The organism is Ancylobacter novellus DSM 506, from assembly GCF_000092925.1.
In the GTDB taxonomy this organism is placed as follows: domain Bacteria; phylum Pseudomonadota; class Alphaproteobacteria; order Rhizobiales; family Xanthobacteraceae; genus Ancylobacter; species Ancylobacter novellus.
In genome coordinates, this window is sequence record NC_014217.1 from 288,358 (window position 1) to 304,701 (window position 16,344).

The 16,344-nt window shown below is 72.1% G+C and carries 9 protein-coding genes and 1 tRNA gene; 9 read left to right on the forward strand and 1 reads right to left on the reverse strand.

Features of this window, described 5'->3' with window-relative positions; all coding sequences use genetic code 11:
• Positions 1–118 precede the first annotated feature (118 nt).
• From SNOV_RS01520 to SNOV_RS01560, 9 genes are all read left to right on the forward strand, one after another.
• Positions 119–2,638, forward strand: a complete 2,520-nt coding sequence (locus tag SNOV_RS01520) for a sensor histidine kinase (protein ID WP_013165139.1) — start codon at positions 119–121, stop codon at positions 2,636–2,638.
• Positions 2,639–2,659: 21 nt separating this feature from the next.
• Entirely contained in the window at positions 2,660–4,489 is a 1,830-nt protein-coding gene (gene tsaE / locus SNOV_RS01525) for a tRNA (adenosine(37)-N6)-threonylcarbamoyltransferase complex ATPase subunit type 1 TsaE (RefSeq protein ID WP_013165140.1), read from the forward strand.
• Entirely contained in the window at positions 4,486–5,205 is a 720-nt protein-coding gene (locus SNOV_RS01530; RefSeq protein ID WP_013165141.1) for a nucleotidyltransferase family protein, read from the forward strand. The genes tsaE and SNOV_RS01530 overlap by 4 nt, the downstream gene beginning before the upstream one ends.
• A gap of 36 nt (positions 5,206–5,241) precedes the next feature.
• Positions 5,242–8,283 (forward strand): double-strand break repair protein AddB, encoded by a 3,042-nt coding sequence (gene addB / locus SNOV_RS01535; protein WP_013165142.1) that lies wholly within the window; start codon positions 5,242–5,244, stop codon positions 8,281–8,283.
• Positions 8,280–11,714, forward strand: coding sequence for a double-strand break repair helicase AddA (gene addA / locus SNOV_RS01540; RefSeq protein WP_013165143.1), 3,435 nt, complete (start codon positions 8,280–8,282; stop codon positions 11,712–11,714). Before addB ends, addA begins: the two co-directional genes overlap by 4 nt.
• An 82-nt stretch (positions 11,715–11,796) precedes the next feature.
• The gene (gene trxA, locus SNOV_RS01545; RefSeq protein WP_013165144.1) at positions 11,797–12,117 is read left to right on the forward strand and encodes a thioredoxin; all 321 of its coding nucleotides are present in this window, start codon (positions 11,797–11,799) and stop codon (positions 12,115–12,117) included.
• Between the two features lie 152 nt (positions 12,118–12,269).
• Entirely contained in the window at positions 12,270–12,776 is a 507-nt protein-coding gene (locus SNOV_RS01550) for a DUF1993 domain-containing protein (RefSeq protein ID WP_013165145.1), read from the forward strand.
• 301 nt (positions 12,777–13,077) lie between these two features.
• Positions 13,078–15,006 (forward strand): c-type cytochrome, encoded by a 1,929-nt coding sequence (locus SNOV_RS22470; protein WP_013165146.1) that lies wholly within the window; start codon positions 13,078–13,080, stop codon positions 15,004–15,006.
• Between the two features lie 226 nt (positions 15,007–15,232).
• Positions 15,233–16,096 carry a DMT family transporter gene (locus SNOV_RS01560; RefSeq protein WP_013165147.1) on the forward strand — a complete coding sequence of 288 codons (864 nt, stop codon included), beginning with the start codon at positions 15,233–15,235 and terminating at the stop codon, positions 16,094–16,096.
• A 152-nt stretch (positions 16,097–16,248) separates the two neighbouring features.
• Here SNOV_RS01560 and SNOV_RS01565 read toward each other — a convergent pair.
• Positions 16,249–16,333: transfer RNA gene (locus SNOV_RS01565), tRNA-Leu, on the reverse strand.
• Positions 16,334–16,344: the final 11 nt, after the last annotated feature.

Genomic DNA, 16,344 nt, shown 5'->3' on the forward strand with positions numbered 1-16,344 from the left:
GCGCCGCCGGCCCTTCTAGTGCGACTCCCCCTCCGGTAAAGTCACGGTGATTCGGTGCCCGCAGGGGATGCGGGCGCCGGCCGTGGGGACGGCAGTCGGCGAGGGGAGACGGGCGCGGATGGCGCATCCGGCCGGCATGGGCGGAGAACGGAACCAAGGGGGACGGGTGCCGCAGGTGCGGCCCGGCCGCCGGCTCCTCCGCCCGCTCTTCACCGGCCTCGCTTTTGCCGCGCCGATAGCGCCCGCTTCCGCCGCCCCGGCCTCCGACGTCTTCGCCGTGCTGGCGGTGCAGGACCCGAGCGTGCTGATCGGCCTTGCGCTGGTCGTCGGTCTCATCGTCTTCGCCACCACCACCGCCATCGTGCATCTGCGCTATCGCCGCCAGTCGCTGAGGCGCGAGATGGCGGCGTTCGGCGAGATTTCCCGTCTCGAAGCCCAGATCGACGAGGCGCGCGCCCTATTGATGGCCGAGCCGCAGATCGTCGTGGTCTGGCGCGATCCCGCCGCGGACCCGGAGATCATCGGCAACACGCCCGCCTTCACCGGCGTCGCCGCCCCCGCCCGCATCCTCGCCTTCGGTTCATGGCTCACCCCCGCTTCCGCCCGCGAGATCGAGGCGGCGGTGGACCGGCTGCGCGGCCGCGGCACGCCGCTCGCCGCCACCCTCGCCACGCAGGACGGCCGCTTCGTCGAGGCGGATGGCCGCCCGGTCGGCGCCGCGGTGGTGCTGCGCCTGCGCGACATCACCGGCGTGCGGCTCGACCAGGCGCAGCTGGAAGCCGCCTATCGCGCCCTCGATGCCGAGAGCTCGGCGCTGCGCACGCTGCTCGATGCGCTGCCGGCGCCCGCCTGGGTCGACGGCGAGGATGGCAGGCTGCGCTGGAGCAATGCCGCCTATGCCCATGCGGTGGAGGCGCGCGACGCTTCCGACGCCGCCTCGCGCGGCCTCATGCTGCTCGACCAGCAGAGCCGCACCCAGGCCGAGAAGGCGCATGCGGCGAGCCTGCCCTTCAAGGCCCGCCTGCCGGTGGTGGTCGCCGGCACGCGGCGCGTGCTCGACGTGCTGGAAGTGCCGGCCGGCGGCGGCGCGGCGGGCATCGCGCTCGACGCCACCGAGGCCGAGGTGGTGCGTGCGGAGCTCGCCCAGGTGGTCGGCGCGCACCGGCGCACGCTCGACCAGCTCGCAACCGCCGTGGCGATCTTCGGCGCCGACCAGCGCCTCGTCTTCCACAATGCCGCCTATGCCCGGCTGTTCGACCTCGACGCCGCCTTCCTCGACGACCGGCCGACCGACGGCGCCGTGCTCGACCGGCTGCGCGCCGCGCGGCGCCTGCCGGAGCAGGCCGATTTCCGCCTCTGGCGCGAGGAGCTGCACGCCGCCTACCGCGCCATCGAGCCGCGCGAGCACTGGTGGCACCTGCCGGGTGGGCGCACGCTGCGCGTCGTCACCGCGCCGAACCCGGAAGGCGGCATCACCTATCTGTTCGACGAGGTGACCGAGCGGCTCGCGCTGGAGAGCCGCTTCAACTCGCTCACCCGCATCCAGTCCGAGACGCTGGACGCCTTGGCGGAGGCGGTGGCGGTGTTCGGCAGCGACGGCCGGCTCGGCCTCGTCAATTCCGCCTTCCGCCGGCTCTGGCAGCTCGACGCCGCCATGCTCGACGCCCATCCGCATATCGACGCGGTGGCCGCCGCCTGCCGCCCGCTGACCGCCGACGCCGCGGTCTGGGCGCGGCTCACCGCCACGGTGACCGGCATCGAGGCGCGCATGCCGACCGAGTTCCGCATGGAGCGCAACGACCGCACCATCCTCGACGGCTCGACCCAGCCGCTGCCCGACGGCGCCACGCTGGTGACGCTGCGCGACGTCACCGACAGCGTCAACGTCGAGCGGGCGCTGGTGGAGCGCAACGACGCCCTCGTCGCCGCCGACCATCTCAAGAGCACCTTCGTCAGCCACGTCTCCTATGAGCTGCGCTCGCCTTTGACCACGATCATCGGCTTCGCCCAGCTGCTCGACGACACCGGCATCGGCCCGCTCAACGTCAAGCAGCGCGCCTATGTGAACCACATCACCGAGAGCTCGGCGGCGCTGCTCGCCATCATCAACGACATCCTCGACCTCGCCACCATCGATGCCGGCTCCATGGCGCTGGAGCTGACCGAGGTCGATGTGCGCGCCGCCATGGACGCGGCGGCCGAGGGCGTGCGCGACCGGCTCGCCGAGGGCGGCATCCGCCTCTCCATCGAGTTGCAGAACGCCGCCGGTTCCTTCCGCGCCGATGCCAAGCGCGTGCGGCAGATCCTCTACAACCTGCTCTCCAATGCGGTGGGCTTCGCGCCGGAGGGCTCGACCGTCACGCTCTCGGCCGAGCGGCGCGAGGACGGCGTGATCTTCCGCGTGCGCGATATGGGGCCGGGCGTCCCGCCGGAGATCGGCGCCCGGGCGTTCGACCGCTTCGAGAGCCACACCGCCGGCTCGCGCCACCGCGGCGTCGGGCTCGGCCTCTCCATCGTGCGCTCGCTGGTGGCGCTGCATGGCGGCACGGTGAGCCTGGCGCCGGCGCAGGGCGGGGGCACGCTGGTGACCTGCATCTTCCCGCTGGAAGCCGGCGCGAGCCGCGACGCGGCGGAGTAGGGCGATGCGGCGGAGCAGGCGATGATAGACGGTCGCACCACCGGCGCAGTCCCGACCATGCCGGTCGCCCATTGGGACGTCGTGCTGCCCGACGAGGTGGCGACCGGCCGCCTCGCCATGGACCTCGCCGCCATGCTGCGCCCGGGCGACCTCGTGGCGCTGGACGGCGACCTCGGCGCCGGCAAGACCACGCTGGCGCGGGCGCTGATCCGCGAGCTCGCCGGCGATCCCGAGCTGGAGGTGCCGAGCCCGACCTTCACGCTGATGCAGACCTACGACCTGCCGCGCCACCGCGTGGTGCATGCCGACCTCTACCGCCTGAGCGACGCTTCCGAACTCGACGAACTGGGCTGGCAGGAGCAGACCGACGGCGCGGTGACGCTGGTCGAGTGGCCCGAGCGCGCCGAGGGCGCGGTGCTCAAGACCGACCGGCTGGAGGTGCATATCTCCATGCCGCAGGACAGGCCGGAGACCGCGCGGCGCGTGCGTCTGCTGGGCTATGGCAGGCTTGCCGGCGCGCTCTACCGGATGCGGGCGATCCGCTCGCTGATCGATTCCACCGGCTTCGGCCCGGCACGCCGCCGGCATCTGCAGGGCGATGCCTCCACCCGCTCCTATGAGCGGCTGGTCGGTGCCAAGCGCAACGCCATATTGATGAACGCGCCGCGCCGGCCGGACGGGCCGCCGGTGCGTGCGGGGCGCAGCTACAGCGCCGTCGCCCATCTCGCCGAGGACGTGAAGCCCTTCGTCGCCATGGCGCGCGGCTTGAGGGCGCGCGGCTTCTCGGCGCCGGCGATCTATGGCGGCGATCTCGACGCCGGGCTGCTGGTCATCGAGGACCTCGGCGAGGAGGGCGTGCTCGCCGGCACGCCGCCGGCGCCGGTGCCCGAACGCTACGAGGCGTCCGTCGACGTCCTGGCGGCGTTGCACGCGCTCGACCTGCCGGCGACGCTGGCGGTGGCGTCGGGCATCGACCACCAGATCCCGCCCTACGACCTCGAGGCGCTGACCATCGAGGCGGAGCTGCTGCTCGACTGGTACCTGCCGCATTGCGGCGTCGCCCTGCCGGCGGATGCGCGCCAGTCCTTCCGCCAGCTCTGGGCGGCGGCGCTGGCGCCCTCGCTGGCGCAGAAGCCGGTCTGGACGCTGCGCGACTTCCACTCGCCGAACCTGATGTGGCTGCCGCAGCGCGAAGGCATCGCCAAGGTCGGCCTGCTCGACTTCCAGGACGCGGTGATGGGCCCGCCGGCCTATGACGTGGTCTCGCTGGCGCAGGATGCGCGCGTCGACGTGCCGGAGGCGCTGGAGCTGCATCTGCTCGGCCGCTACGTGAAGGCGCGGCGCGAGGCGGACGCCGATTTCGACATGCGCGGCTTCGCCGCCTCCTATGCGGTGATGGGGGCGCAGCGCGCCACCAAGATCCTCGGCATCTTCGCCCGGCTGAACCACCGCGACCGCAAGCCGGGTTATCTGCGCCACATGCCGCGCATCTGGAACTATCTCCAGCGCTGCCTCGCCTTCACCGATCTGGAAGCGCTGGCCGGCTGGTACAAGGACCATGTGCCGCCGCCGCGCCTGCACGGGCGGCCGGAGGGCGCCGTCGGCATGCCGGCGCCGGCGCCGGTCCCCGCCGCGCCGCTCGCGCCGCCGAGGCCCGCGGAAGCGGCGCCCAAGGCCCCGCCTGCCGCACCGCCTGCGGAAGCGCCGCCGCCGACTGAAGCCGCGGCTGTCACAGAGACGCCATCGGCGCCCGCCACCGTGGCCGAGGCGCCGGCGGCCGAGACCCCGCCGGACGCCGTTCCTTCCGAGGCCGCATCGACCCAAACGCCGAACGACCCCGCCACGACATGACCGCGATCAAGACCGCCATGGTGCTCGCTGCCGGCCTCGGCCAGCGCATGCGCCCCCTGACCGATCACATGCCCAAGCCCATGGTCGCGGTGAACGGCCGGCCACTGATCGACCATGTGCTCGACCGGCTGGCCGAGGCCGGCGTCGAGAAGGCCGTGGTCAATTTGCACTGGCACGCCGACGTGCTGGAGCGGCATCTGCTCGGCCGCACCCGCCCGCGCATCGTGCTCTCCGACGAGCGCGGCGCGCTGCTGGAGACCGGCGGCGGCATCCGCAAGGCGCTCCCCGAGCTGGGACCGGACCCGTTCTTCGTCATCAATGCCGACACCATCTGGATCGAGGGCATCCGGCCGAACCTCGCCGCGCTGGCGGAGGGCTTCGACCCGGAGGCCATGGACATCGCGCTGCTGGTGGCGCCCATCGCCACCTCGATCGGCTATGACGGGCACGGCGATTTCCTGATGGACGGCGAGGGGCGGCTGACGCCGCGACCCGAGCGCATTCTGGCGCCGTTCGTCTATGCTGGCGCGGCGGTGGTGGCGCCGCGAATCTTCGCGGGCACGCCGCAGGGGCCGTTCTCGCTGAGCCGGCTGTTCCGGCAGGCGGCCGAGGCCGGCCGGCTGCATGGCGAGCGCATGGAAGGAGTGTGGATGCATGTCGGCACGCCGGAGGCCGTCGCTTTGGCCGAGGAGGCCATCGAGCGCTCCAAGGACTGAGCGCGTGATCGCCTGCGTCCGGTGCGAGGGGCAGGCATGAGCCGTCCGGACCCCAATCTCCTGACCATCCCCGCCTCGGCGCCCTTCCTCGCCGTGCTGGCCGACGCGCTGCTCGACGGCCGGCTGGTGGAGGGCTTCGCGCCGCGCCACGACCCGTTCGCGCTGGCGAGCGCCACCGTCTTCCTGCCGACCCGCCGTGCCGGCCGCCTGCTGGCCGAGGCGCTGCGCGCCCGCATGGAATCGGGCGTGACGCTGCTGCCGCGCATCGTGCCGCTCGGCGACGTCGACGAGGATTCGCTCGCCTTCGCCGAGAGCTTCACCGACCCGCCGCGTGCCGTGCCGGGCATGACCCGCCGGCTGGCGCTGGCGAGCCTCGTGCGGCGCTGGCGGCGACTGCTCGCCGGCGATGACGGCCGCGTCGCGGTGGCGGCGGGGCCGGGGGCGGAGTTCGCGCTGGCCGATGCGCTCGCCCATCTCATCGACGAGATGGCGGCGCAGCAGGTGCCGTGGGAAAAGCTCGACACGCTGGTGCCCGGCCAGCACGACCTCTACTGGGACATGGCGCTCGACTTCCTGAAGATCGCCCGCGAGTTCTGGCCGGCGCTGCTCGACGAGCTCGGCGCGGTCGATGCCAGCGTGCGGCGCGACAGGCTGATCGCCGCCGAGGCGGAGCGGCTCAGGGCCGCGCCCGCCGGCCCGGTGATCGCCGCCGGCTCGACCGGCTCCATGCCGGCCACCGCCCGCCTGCTGGCGGCCGTCGCGCATCTCACCGATGGCTGCGTGGTGCTGCCCGGCCTCGACACCGACCTCGACGCCCGCTCCTGGGATCATCTCACCGATGACGAGGCGCCGGCGCCGAGCCACCCGCAATATGGCCTCGCGCTGCTGCTGAAAGCCCATATGCGGGTCGGGCGCGACGCGGTGCGAAGCCTCGCGCCGCCGGCGCCGCATGGGCGCGAAAGGCTGCTCTCCGAGGCGCTGCGTCCCGTCGCCTCCACCGAGGCCTGGGCGAGCCTTGCCGAGCGCCTCGGCGCGGCGGAGATCGACGCGGCGCTGGCCGAGGTCAGCGTCATCGAGGCGGACGACGCCCGCGAGGAGGCGCTTGCCATCGCCGTGGCGCTGCGCGAGGCGCTGGAGGAGCCGGGCCGCAGCGCCGCCCTCGTCACCCCCGACCGCGACCTCGCCCGCCGCGTCGCCGCGGAGCTGCTGCGCTTCGAGGTCGCCATCGACGATTCCGCCGGCGAGCCGCTGTCCGAGAGCGCGCCAGGCCGCTTCGCCCGGCTGGTGGCGGATGCCTGCGACGCCGAGCTGGCGCCGGTGCCGCTCTCGGCGCTCCTGCGCCATCCGCTCGCCCGCTTCGGGCTGGAGCGCGGGGCGCTCGATCAGGCCGCCGACGCGCTGGAGCTGATGGTGCTGCGCGGCCCGCGCCCGGAGGCGGGAGCGGATGGGTTGGTCAGGGCCGTCGCGGGCTTCTCACCGGGGCTGCATCATTCTTCCGATCCGAGAGCGGCCATCGACACGGATCGGCAGGCCCTCGCCGCCGGCCTCGCGGAGAGGATCGCTAGGGCGTTCGGGCCGCTGCTGGCACTGGGCGCGGGCGAGCACCCCTTCGCGACCTTGCTGGAGGCGCATCGCGCGGCCGTCGCGGCGGCGTGGAGCGCGGAGGATGGCGGCGCGGCGGAGGACGCCATCGCGCTGGCCGAGCTTTCCAAGACCTTCGAAGCCATGGCCGAAGGGGCGAGCGAGGCGCCGGTGATGCGCCTCGCCGACTATGCCGCTGCCCTGCCTCTGCTTCTGGCGGACCGTCCGGTCCGTCCGCCGCTGCTGCCCGGCGCTCGGCTGCGCATTCTCGGCCCGCTGGAAGCGCGCCTCGTCAGCGTCGACCGCATGGTGCTCGCCGGGCTCGTCGAGGGCACCTGGCCGAGCGCGGTGCGCACCGATCCCTGGCTCAGCCGGCCGATGCGCGCGGCGCTGGGGCTGGAGGCGCCGGAGCGGCGCATCGGCCTTTCCGCGCACGACTTCGCGCAGGGCTGCGGCGCGCCCGAACTGATCCTGTCGCATCCGCGCAAGCTTGGCGGCGCGCCGACCGTGCCCTCGCGCTTTCTCCAGCGGCTGGAAGCGGTGAGCGGGGAGGCGCGCTGGAAGATGGCGAAGCTCCGCGGCGACCGCTTCCGCCGTCTTGCCGCGTTGATCGAGGAGGCGCCGGCGGCGTCGCGCATCGCAAGGCCGGAGCCGGCGCCGCCGGTCGAATTGCGCCCGAAGCGGCTCTCCGTCACCGAGATCGAGACCTGGCTGCGCGACCCCTACACCATCTATGCCCGCCATGTGCTGCGGCTGCGCCCGCTCGACATGCTGGACGAGGCGCCCGGCGCGGCCGAGCGCGGCAGCGCCATCCACGACGCCCTCGGCGCCTTCGCGCAGGCTTTTCCCGAGGCCCTGCCGGCGGAGCCCGAGGCGGGGCTGCTCGCCTTCGGGCGGGAGGCGTTCCGGGAGCTGGAGGCCTTCCCCGCCGAATACGCGCTGTGGTGGGCGCGCTTCGAGCGGCTCGTGCCGCGCTATATCGGCTGGGAGCGGGCGCGGCGCGCTGATACTCGCCGCGTCTTCGCCGAGCTGGGCGGGCGCATGGCGCTGGCGGGCGGACGCTTCGCCCTCACCGGCCGCGCCGACCGCATCGAGCAATTGCGCGAGGGCGGGCTGGCGATCATCGACTTCAAGACCGGCGCCGTGCCCACGGCCAAGCAGACCGCCGCGCATTATTCGCCGCAGCTGCCGCTGGAAGCCGCGATGGCGGCGGCGGGCGGGTTCCGCGACCTGCCGGCGGAAGGCGCGGCGGCGCTGACCTATGTGCGGCTCGGCACGAGCGAGCTGAAGGAGGTCGGCGCGGTCGACAGGGACGAGACCGCCTTCGGCCTCGCCGCCTCGACGCTGGAACGGCTGGAGCAATTGATAGCCACCTTCGAAGATCCTTCGCGCGGCTATGCCTCGCTGGCGCGGCCGATGTTCCGCGGCCGCTTCGGCGACTACGACCACCTCGCCCGTGTGAAGGAATGGTCGACCGGCGGGGAGGGCGAGGAATGAGCGAACTCACCGATCTCGCCCCCGGCCCGCTGCGCGCGGCCACCGCGCTGCAGACCACCGCCTCCGACCCGCTGCTCTCGGCCTGGGTCTCGGCCAATGCCGGCTCGGGCAAGACCCATGTGCTGGCCCGGCGGGTGATCCGGCTCTTGATGCGCGGCGTGCCGCCCGGGCGCATCCTCTGCCTCACCTACACCAAGGCGGCGGCGGCCAACATGGCCAACCGCGTGCTGGACGAGCTGCGTCGCTGGGCGACGCTCGACGACGAGACGCTCGACAAGGAGATCGTCAGGACCGACGGCGGCCGCCCCGATGCGCTGCGCCGCGCCCATGCCCGCCGGCTGTTCGCGCAGGCGCTGGAGACGCCGGGCGGGCTGAAGATCCAGACCATCCACGCCTTCTGCGGCGCGCTGCTGCATGCCTTCCCCTTCGAGGCCGGCGTGCCCGCGGGCTTCGGCGAGCTGGAGGAGGCGGCGCGGCTGGAACTGCTCGCCCGCGTGCGCGCCGACGTGGTGCTGGAGGCCGCCGGCAGGCCGGAGAGCGCGCTCGGGCAGGCGCTCGGCCTCATCGTCGGCACCACCTCGGATGACGGCATCGACGAGATCATCGGGGCGATGGTCGCCGATCCCGCGGCGCTGGAAGCGAGCGACGACGACCTCGCCGCCGCGGTCGGGCTGGATCGGCCGATCGCCTCGCGCGACATCGAGCACCGCATCATCGCCGAGGCGCTGATCGCGCGGGGCGCCTGGCTCGGTCTCGGACAGGCGCTGATCGAGGAGGGCGGCAACTGCGCCCGGCGCGGCCGCTCGCTGCTGGAGGCCGCCGCCGCGCCGGACGAGGGCACCGCCGACACCTATGCCCGCGTCTTCCTGAAGGAGGACGGCGAGCCCTATGGCGACAGCCAGTTCGGCGCCGCGCCGATCCGGGCGAAATACCCGCTGCTGCTCGCCGAGCGCGATCGTCTCGCGCCGCTGGCGCAGTTACTGTCGGCGGCGCGCGCCTTAGAGCGCAGCCGCGGGGTGCTCATCCTCGGCCGCGAGGCGGCGCGGCGCTATGAGCGCGCCAAGGCCGCGCGCGGCGTGCTCGATTTTTCAGATCTCGTGGATGCCGCACGGCGCCTGCTGGCATCGGGCGCCTCGGCCTGGGTGCATTACAAGCTCGACCAGGGCATCGACCATGTGCTGCTCGACGAGGCGCAGGACACCAGCCCCGAGCAATGGGAGGTGATCCGCCCGCTGGTCGCCGAGTTCTTCGCCGGGGAGGGCGCGCGCGCCGAGGCGCGGTACGGCGCTGCGAGCCTGCCGCGCACGCTGTTCGTGGTCGGCGACGAGAAGCAGTCGATCTTCTCCTTCCAGGGCGCCGATCCGCGCCGCTTCGACACGGTGCGGCGGGAGCTGATGCGCCTGACCGGCGGCGTCGGCTTCGAGCATATCGAGCTGCGCCATTCCTTCCGCTCGGCGCCGGGGATCTTGGCGGCGGTCGACACGGTGTTCCATGCCGAGACCGCCTATCAGGGCCTATCGGCGCTGGCCGAGCCGCCGGTGCATGAGGCGATCCACGCCGCGCTGCCCTCGCTGGTCGAATTGTGGGAGCCGGAGGCGCCGAGCGAGAAGGTCGATATCGACGCCTGGCAGCGCCCGCTCGACGCGCCGGCCGCCGACGATCCCAAGGGGCGGCTCGCCCGCAAGATCGCCGGCCACATCGCCGCGCGCATCCGCGAGGGCTTTCCCGTCACCGGCCGGCACGGCACGCGCCCGGCGCGGCCCGGCGACTTCCTCATCCTGGTGCGCCGGCGCGATTCGCTGTTCGAGGCGATCATCCGCGAATTGAAGGAGGCGCGCGTCGCGGTGGCCGGCGCCGACCGCCTCACGGTGGCCCAGCACATCGCGGTGATGGACCTGATGGCGCTGGGCGACGCGCTGCTCGCGCGCGACGACGAGCTGGCGCTGGCCTGCGCGCTGAAGAGCCCGCTCTTCGGCCTCGACGATTCCGACTTGATGAAGCTGGCGCCGGAGCGCGCGGGCCTTCTGGAAGACGCGCTGTTCGCCCGCGCCGGCGAGAACCCCCACTGGCGCGCGGCGGCCGAGCGGCTGAGGCGGCTGCGGCCCGAGGCGCGGCGGCTGCGGCCCTTCGATTTCTACGCCCGCGTGCTCGGGCGTGAGCGCGGCCGCGCCGCCATGATCGCCCGGCTCGGCCCGGAGGCGGCGGACGCGCTCGACGAGATGCTGGCGCTGGCGCGTTCCTACGAGAATGTCGAGGCGCCCTCGCTCGCCGGCTTCCTCGCCTTCCTGCGCCGCGGCGGCGCCGAGGCCAAGCGCGACATGGAGGCCGGCCGCGACGAGGTGCGCGTGATGACCGTGCACGGCGCCAAGGGGCTGGAGGCGCCCTATGTCATCCTCGCCGACACCACCTCCGGGCCGATGACCCGCCGCGCCGCCGGCCTGCTGCGGGTAGAGCTGCCGGACGGACGGCGCGCGGCGCTGCACGCTCCCTCCAAGAAGGGCGACACGCCGGCCATGGCGCGGGCCCGTGCGCAGGGCGACGCGGCGCAGCAGGACGAGTATCGCCGCCTGCTCTATGTCGCGCTCACCCGTGCCGAGAGCGCGCTGGTGCTGGCCGGCGCGGATGGCGGCCGCAAGCGCCCGGCCGATTGCTGGTACGACCTCGTGCGCGGCGCGCTGGAGCCGGAAGCCGTCGAGCAGCCCGCCGCCGGCTTTGCCGGCACGGTGCGCCGCTGGCGGTCGGCCGTGCACGAGGAGATCATCGCGGCGCCGGCCGTCGCCGCCATCGCCGCCGCCCCGGACGAGGCCGAGCGGGCGCTGGCCCGCGCCTTGTCACGCCCGATAGAGGAACCCGCGGCCCGCGCCGCGCTGCGGCCCTCCGCCTCCAGCCTGCTCAGCGCTGCGCCGGAAGGACCGGAGGCGCTGGCGCTGCACCGCGGCGAACTGCTGCACCGGCTGATGGCTGCGCTCGCGAGCCTGCCGCCCGAGGAGCGCGCCGCGCCGGGGCGGCGCCTGCTCGCGGCAGCCGGCGATTTCGAGGAGGCCGCCCGCGAGGAATTGCTCACCGAGGCCCTCGGCGTGCTCGCCGTGCCGGGTCTCGCCGACCTGTTCGGCCCCGGCAGCCTCGCCGAGGTACCGCTCGTCGGCGAATTGGAGGACGGAACGCCGGTCTCCGGCCGCATCGACCGGCTGGCGGTGCTGGGCGACCGCATCCTCATCGCCGACTTCAAGACCGACCGCCGCGTGCCGCGCGAGGCTTCAAGCCTGCCGCCCGCGCATGTGCGGCAGGTAGCGCTCTATGCGCGGCTGCTGCGCCGTCTCTATCCCGGCCGGCCGATCGAGGCGCGGCTCGTCTACACCGCCGGGCCGCTGGCCCACGCGCTCGGCGCTGATGTGCTTGAGCGCATAGTGGAAAGTGTCACTTCGCAGTGACGCCGCCTTGACGGGGCAGGGGGGCGATACCTAATTTCATTCCAACTTCCCTGCATTCTCCAGATTCTGGAAAGGTGTCCAAATGGGCGTCGAAAAAGTGTCGGATCAGAGCTTCGAGTCCGACGTCATCAAGTCCGATGGTCCGGTCCTCGTGGACTTCTGGGCCGAATGGTGCGGCCCCTGCCGCATGGTCGCTCCCGTCCTCGACGAGGTGGCCGGCGAGCTCGGCGACAAGCTGAAGATCGTCAAGCTGAACGTCGACGAGAACCCGGCGACCGCTTCCAAATACGGCATCATGTCGATCCCGACCCTGCTGCTGTTCAAGGACGGCCAGCTCGCCTCGCGCCAGGTCGGCGCGGCGCCGAAGGCCAAGATGCTGCAGTGGATCAACAGCGCGATCTGATCGCGCCGTGATCGAGACGACAAGCCCCGGCCGGGTCCCCCCGCCGGGGTTTTTCTTTGCCTGCCGTCCGATCGCGTCTTCCGCGTGCCGCTTCGAAGCCATATATCGTGCAAGACAAACTCGTATCCGCTCTTTCTCTCCGGAGACTCCCCATGCCGCTTTCCATCTACGACGCCTCGATCCCGGTCTTTGAGCGCGCGCTGCGCAACCTCGACGCCATCCTCACCAAGGCCGAGGAGCACGCTGCCGCCAACGGCATCGATCTTTCCGAGCTCGCCGCGGCGCGGCTGGCGCCCGACATGTTCCCGCTCACCGGCCAGATCCAGAGCGCCAGCGATTCCGCCAAATTCGCCGCCGCCCGGCTGACCGGCACCACCGGGCCGAGCTTCGCCGACACCGAGACGACCTTCGAGGAGCTGCACGCGCGCATCGCCAAGACGCTGGACTATCTCGCCAGCGTCGACCGGGCCGGCTTCGAGGGCGCGGAGACCCGCGAGATCGTGCAGAAGTCGCGGCGCGGCGAGCGGCATTTCGTCGGTCAGGCCTATCTCCTGACCTTCGCCCTGCCGAACTTCTTCTTCCACGTCACCACCGCCTACGACATCCTGCGTCACAAGGGCGTTCCGGTCGGCAAGAGCGACTATCTCGGGGCGTTCTGAGGCTTCTCCCGACCCGACGGCGTCATCCCGACGGCCTCCGATAGAGCGCCGTCATGGCCGGGCTTGGCCCGGCCATTCACATCTTCGGTCCGGCCGGGCGCGTCCGGCCAAGTCGCGGATCCCCGGGCCAAGCCCGGGGATGACGTTGCGCTTGTCTGCGCCGCTCCAGATGACGCCAGCGCCCCACCTACCTCTTCCCCCGCCATTCAAACCGGACGCGTCATCCCTCCCTGAGGGTGGCGGTCGTCTCCCATTCATGGAATGGTTCCATGGTGTTCGGGTCGGTTGCGGAGGGGGAATCATGTCGGGTGCGCGCAAACGGGGCATCGTGTTCGGTCTGGCGGCGGCGTTCTGGGGCCTCGGTCTCGCTCCCGCCCCGGCGCAGACGCCGGCGGCTCCCGACGATTCGGCCCTCGTCGCCCGCGGCGAATATCTCGCCCGCGCCGCCGACTGCATGCCCTGCCACACCGGCGACAAGGCCAAGCCCTTCGCCGGCGGGCTCGGGCTGAACACACCCTTCGGCACGCTCTATTCGGTCAACATCACCTCGGACGTGGCGACCGGCATCGGCTCCTGGTCCTTCGACGACTTCCGGCGGGCGCTGCATGACGGCATCCGCAAGGACGGCGCCTATCTCTACCCGGCCATGCCGTTCGACGCCTATACCGGCATCACCGAGGACGACCTCAAGGCGCTCTGGGCCTATGTCCGGCGCATCCCGGCGGTGAACGCGCCCAACCCGGAGAACGGGCTTTCCTTCCCCTTCAACATCCGCCTGGGCATGCTGGCCTGGCGCGAACTGTTCTTCCAGCCGGCCTTCTTCAAGCCGACGCCGGGCAAGAGCGACGAGTGGAACCGCGGCGCCTATCTGGTCGAGGCGCTCGGCCACTGCTCGGATTGCCACAGCCCGCGCAACATCATGGGCGCGATCAAGGGCAAGGAAGCCTTCACCGGCGCCGAGGTCGACGGCTTCTACGCCCCCGACATCGCCTCCGGCGCGCTGGGCAAGACCTGGCGCAAGGACATGCTGATCCAGTTCCTCAAGACCGGCTCTGCGCCGCAGAAGACCGTGGTGTTCGGCCCGATGGCGGAGGTGGTGCATGACAGCCTCTCCCACCTGACCGACGCCGACCTCGCCGCCATGGCGACCTATCTGCTGGAGAGCCCGCCGCCGCTCGACGCGCCGGCGCCGCAGAAGGCCTCGCCCTTGCCGGCGGACGTCTATGCCCGCGCCTCGAAGCTGTTCATCGACAATTGCGCCGTCTGTCACCAGCAGCAGGGCACCGGCCTGCTCGGCGCCATTCCCTCGCTTGCCGGCAACCCGGCGGTGACGGCGGCCGAGCCCTACAACGTCATCGCCGCCACGCTGCACGGCCTGCCCTCCGACGGCCATTACGGCACCATGCCGTCCTTCGCCGGGCGGCTGTCGGACCAGCAGATCGCCGATGTGGTGAACTATGTCCGCACCGCCTGGGGCAACCAGGGCACGCCCAACGCCACGCCGCGCATGGTCGCCGCCTGGCGCGAGACGGTGAAGGTCCCAGACTACGGCACGCAGGCCGCCTCCGCCTTCGACTGCGCCCAGGTCGGCGGCGCGCCCGGCGCGCCGGGGCCGGACCCGAAGGCGGTCGCCGCGCTCACCGCCGCCATCGCCGGCGGCAATCGCGAGGTCTCCTCGCTGGTCGAGAGCTATGAGGCGGCCGCGCCGAATGCCTCGCCGGCCCAGGTGGTCGACGCGCTGATGGCCGCCTATTGCCCGGTGGTCGCCGCCGGCGCGGGCGAGGACTACCAGAAATATGCCCGCCTCAAGGGCTTCACCCTGCAAGCGGCGGCGGACGTCTCCTTCCGCGGCACGCCGGATTCGCTGCCGGACGTGCCGGTGGTCACGGCGGTGGTGGCCGGCAAGTCGCTGGTGGCGCGCCAGCCCGAGAGCCTCGCCGGGCCGCTCGCCTGTCCGGCGGCGGGCAAGATTCCGGCCGATCTCGTCACCGCGGCGGCCGGGCTGATCGGCAAGCCGCAGCTTCCCGTGCCCGGCGGCGCCGGCGGCGGCTACGCCCGCGAACTGGTGACGAAAAACCCGAAGGCGCGCCCCGCCGACATCGCCAACGCGCTGATCCTCTCCTATTGCGGGCTCGTCGCCGCCGACAAGGGCATCGAGCCGGCGACCCAGCACGCCTATGTCGAGGATTTCGGCCAGCAGGTGATCCAGACGCTGCAGGTCCAGCCCTGATCGGAAGGAGCTGAGGGCGCGGCCGTCGGTCGGCGGCCGCGCGGGTTCCATGCCGCTGAGACCGGCTGGATCAGCGCCCCCGATCGCAGCATGACGTTTTCTTGTTTTCCAATCGTGGCGCGAGGCTGGAGAAGCATTGGGCTTTCAGGTGCCCCTATGTGGGGCCGGACCTTGGCCCGACTGCATGACGAACGACATCGCCTATATGGAAGGCTCGCGGCGGAGCATGTCTCTTCGGAGCCTGGGCTCCATGCTGCTCCTGGCCGTGATGTGGGGCCTTTCCATACCCGTCACCAAGATGGGACTGGAGACGCTTCCGCCTTTGACGCTCACCGCGCTTCGCTTCGCGGTCGCGGTGCCGCTGCTGTTCGCTCTCCTGGCGGGAAGGTGGCGGCTGCCTTGGCGGGCCGTGCCCAAGGTGGCGGCGCTCGGCTTCCTGGCGATCGGCATCGGACAGGTCACCCAGACTCTCGGAGTGGTGGGGACCTCGGCCTCGGTCGGCACGGTGATCACCGCTACCATTCCGCTGTTCATCGTGGTCATCGCCGCGCTGCGCTTGCGGCAGCCGGTCACGCTTCTCCAGACAGCCGGCCTGATCGCGGCGTTTGCCGGCATCGCCCTGGTCGCGTTCGGCGACAGGGACCCCGCGGCCCTGGCCCAGACGACGGCGAGTGGCGCAATCCTTATGCTGCTCTCCGCTGCGGCCATCGCCTTCTACTATGTGTGGAGCGTCGAGGTCGCCGATGCCTATGGCACGGTGACCGTCGTGGCGTGGAGCACCCTCTGCGGCTTTATCAGCCTCGCGCCATGGGCCGCGTGGGAAGCGTCGAATACCCCGTTCGTCATCGGCGTCACGGCGATCGGCGCCGCGATCTATCTGGGCGTTGTCGTCACCGTGGCGGGCCTGTTCCTCTGGCTGAACATGCTCCGCACCGTGCCCGCCCGTGTGGCCGCCAGCGTTCAGTTCCTGCAGCCTGTCGTCGGGGTCATGGCCTCCGCCGCCCTGTTCGGCGACCATCTCGGCCTGGCGTTCTTCGTCGGCGTCGCTTTGGTCCTGACAGGACTGGCGACGACGCTGGCCAACAGGTGAGGTGATCCTGCACGGCAGGTCGGGACGACGCCGAAAGGCCGATGCCGGCGGGTCGGCCTGACAGTGCTGCGTCAGGCATACGGCACGCGGGGATGTCGAAATTAACGTCGGCGGCTGTCTCAGCCGCGGATCCCGATGAAATCAAGGGGATATGGTGCCCAGGAGAGGACTCGAACCTCCACGGTGTTACCCACTGGTACCTGAAACCAGCGCGTCTACCAATTCCGCCACCTGGGCACATGCCTTGC

What these genes read in the sequence shown, in the direction of transcription:
- SNOV_RS01520 (WP_013165139.1), top strand. Translation starts at nt 119, where the DNA reads ATGGCGCATCCGGCCGGCATGGGCGGAGAACGGAACCAAGGGGGACGG.
- SNOV_RS01550 (WP_013165145.1), top strand. Translation starts at nt 12,270, where the DNA reads ATGCCGCTTTCCATCTACGACGCCTCGATCCCGGTCTTTGAGCGCGCG.
- addB (WP_013165142.1), top strand. Translation starts at nt 5,242, where the DNA reads ATGAGCCGTCCGGACCCCAATCTCCTGACCATCCCCGCCTCGGCGCCC.
- SNOV_RS22470 (WP_013165146.1), top strand. Translation starts at nt 13,078, where the DNA reads ATGTCGGGTGCGCGCAAACGGGGCATCGTGTTCGGTCTGGCGGCGGCG.
- addA (WP_013165143.1), top strand. Translation starts at nt 8,280, where the DNA reads ATGAGCGAACTCACCGATCTCGCCCCCGGCCCGCTGCGCGCGGCCACC.
- SNOV_RS01530 (WP_013165141.1), top strand. Translation starts at nt 4,486, where the DNA reads ATGACCGCGATCAAGACCGCCATGGTGCTCGCTGCCGGCCTCGGCCAG.
- trxA (WP_013165144.1), top strand. Translation starts at nt 11,797, where the DNA reads ATGGGCGTCGAAAAAGTGTCGGATCAGAGCTTCGAGTCCGACGTCATC.
- tsaE (WP_013165140.1), top strand. Translation starts at nt 2,660, where the DNA reads ATGATAGACGGTCGCACCACCGGCGCAGTCCCGACCATGCCGGTCGCC.
- SNOV_RS01560 (WP_013165147.1), top strand. Translation starts at nt 15,233, where the DNA reads ATGTCTCTTCGGAGCCTGGGCTCCATGCTGCTCCTGGCCGTGATGTGG.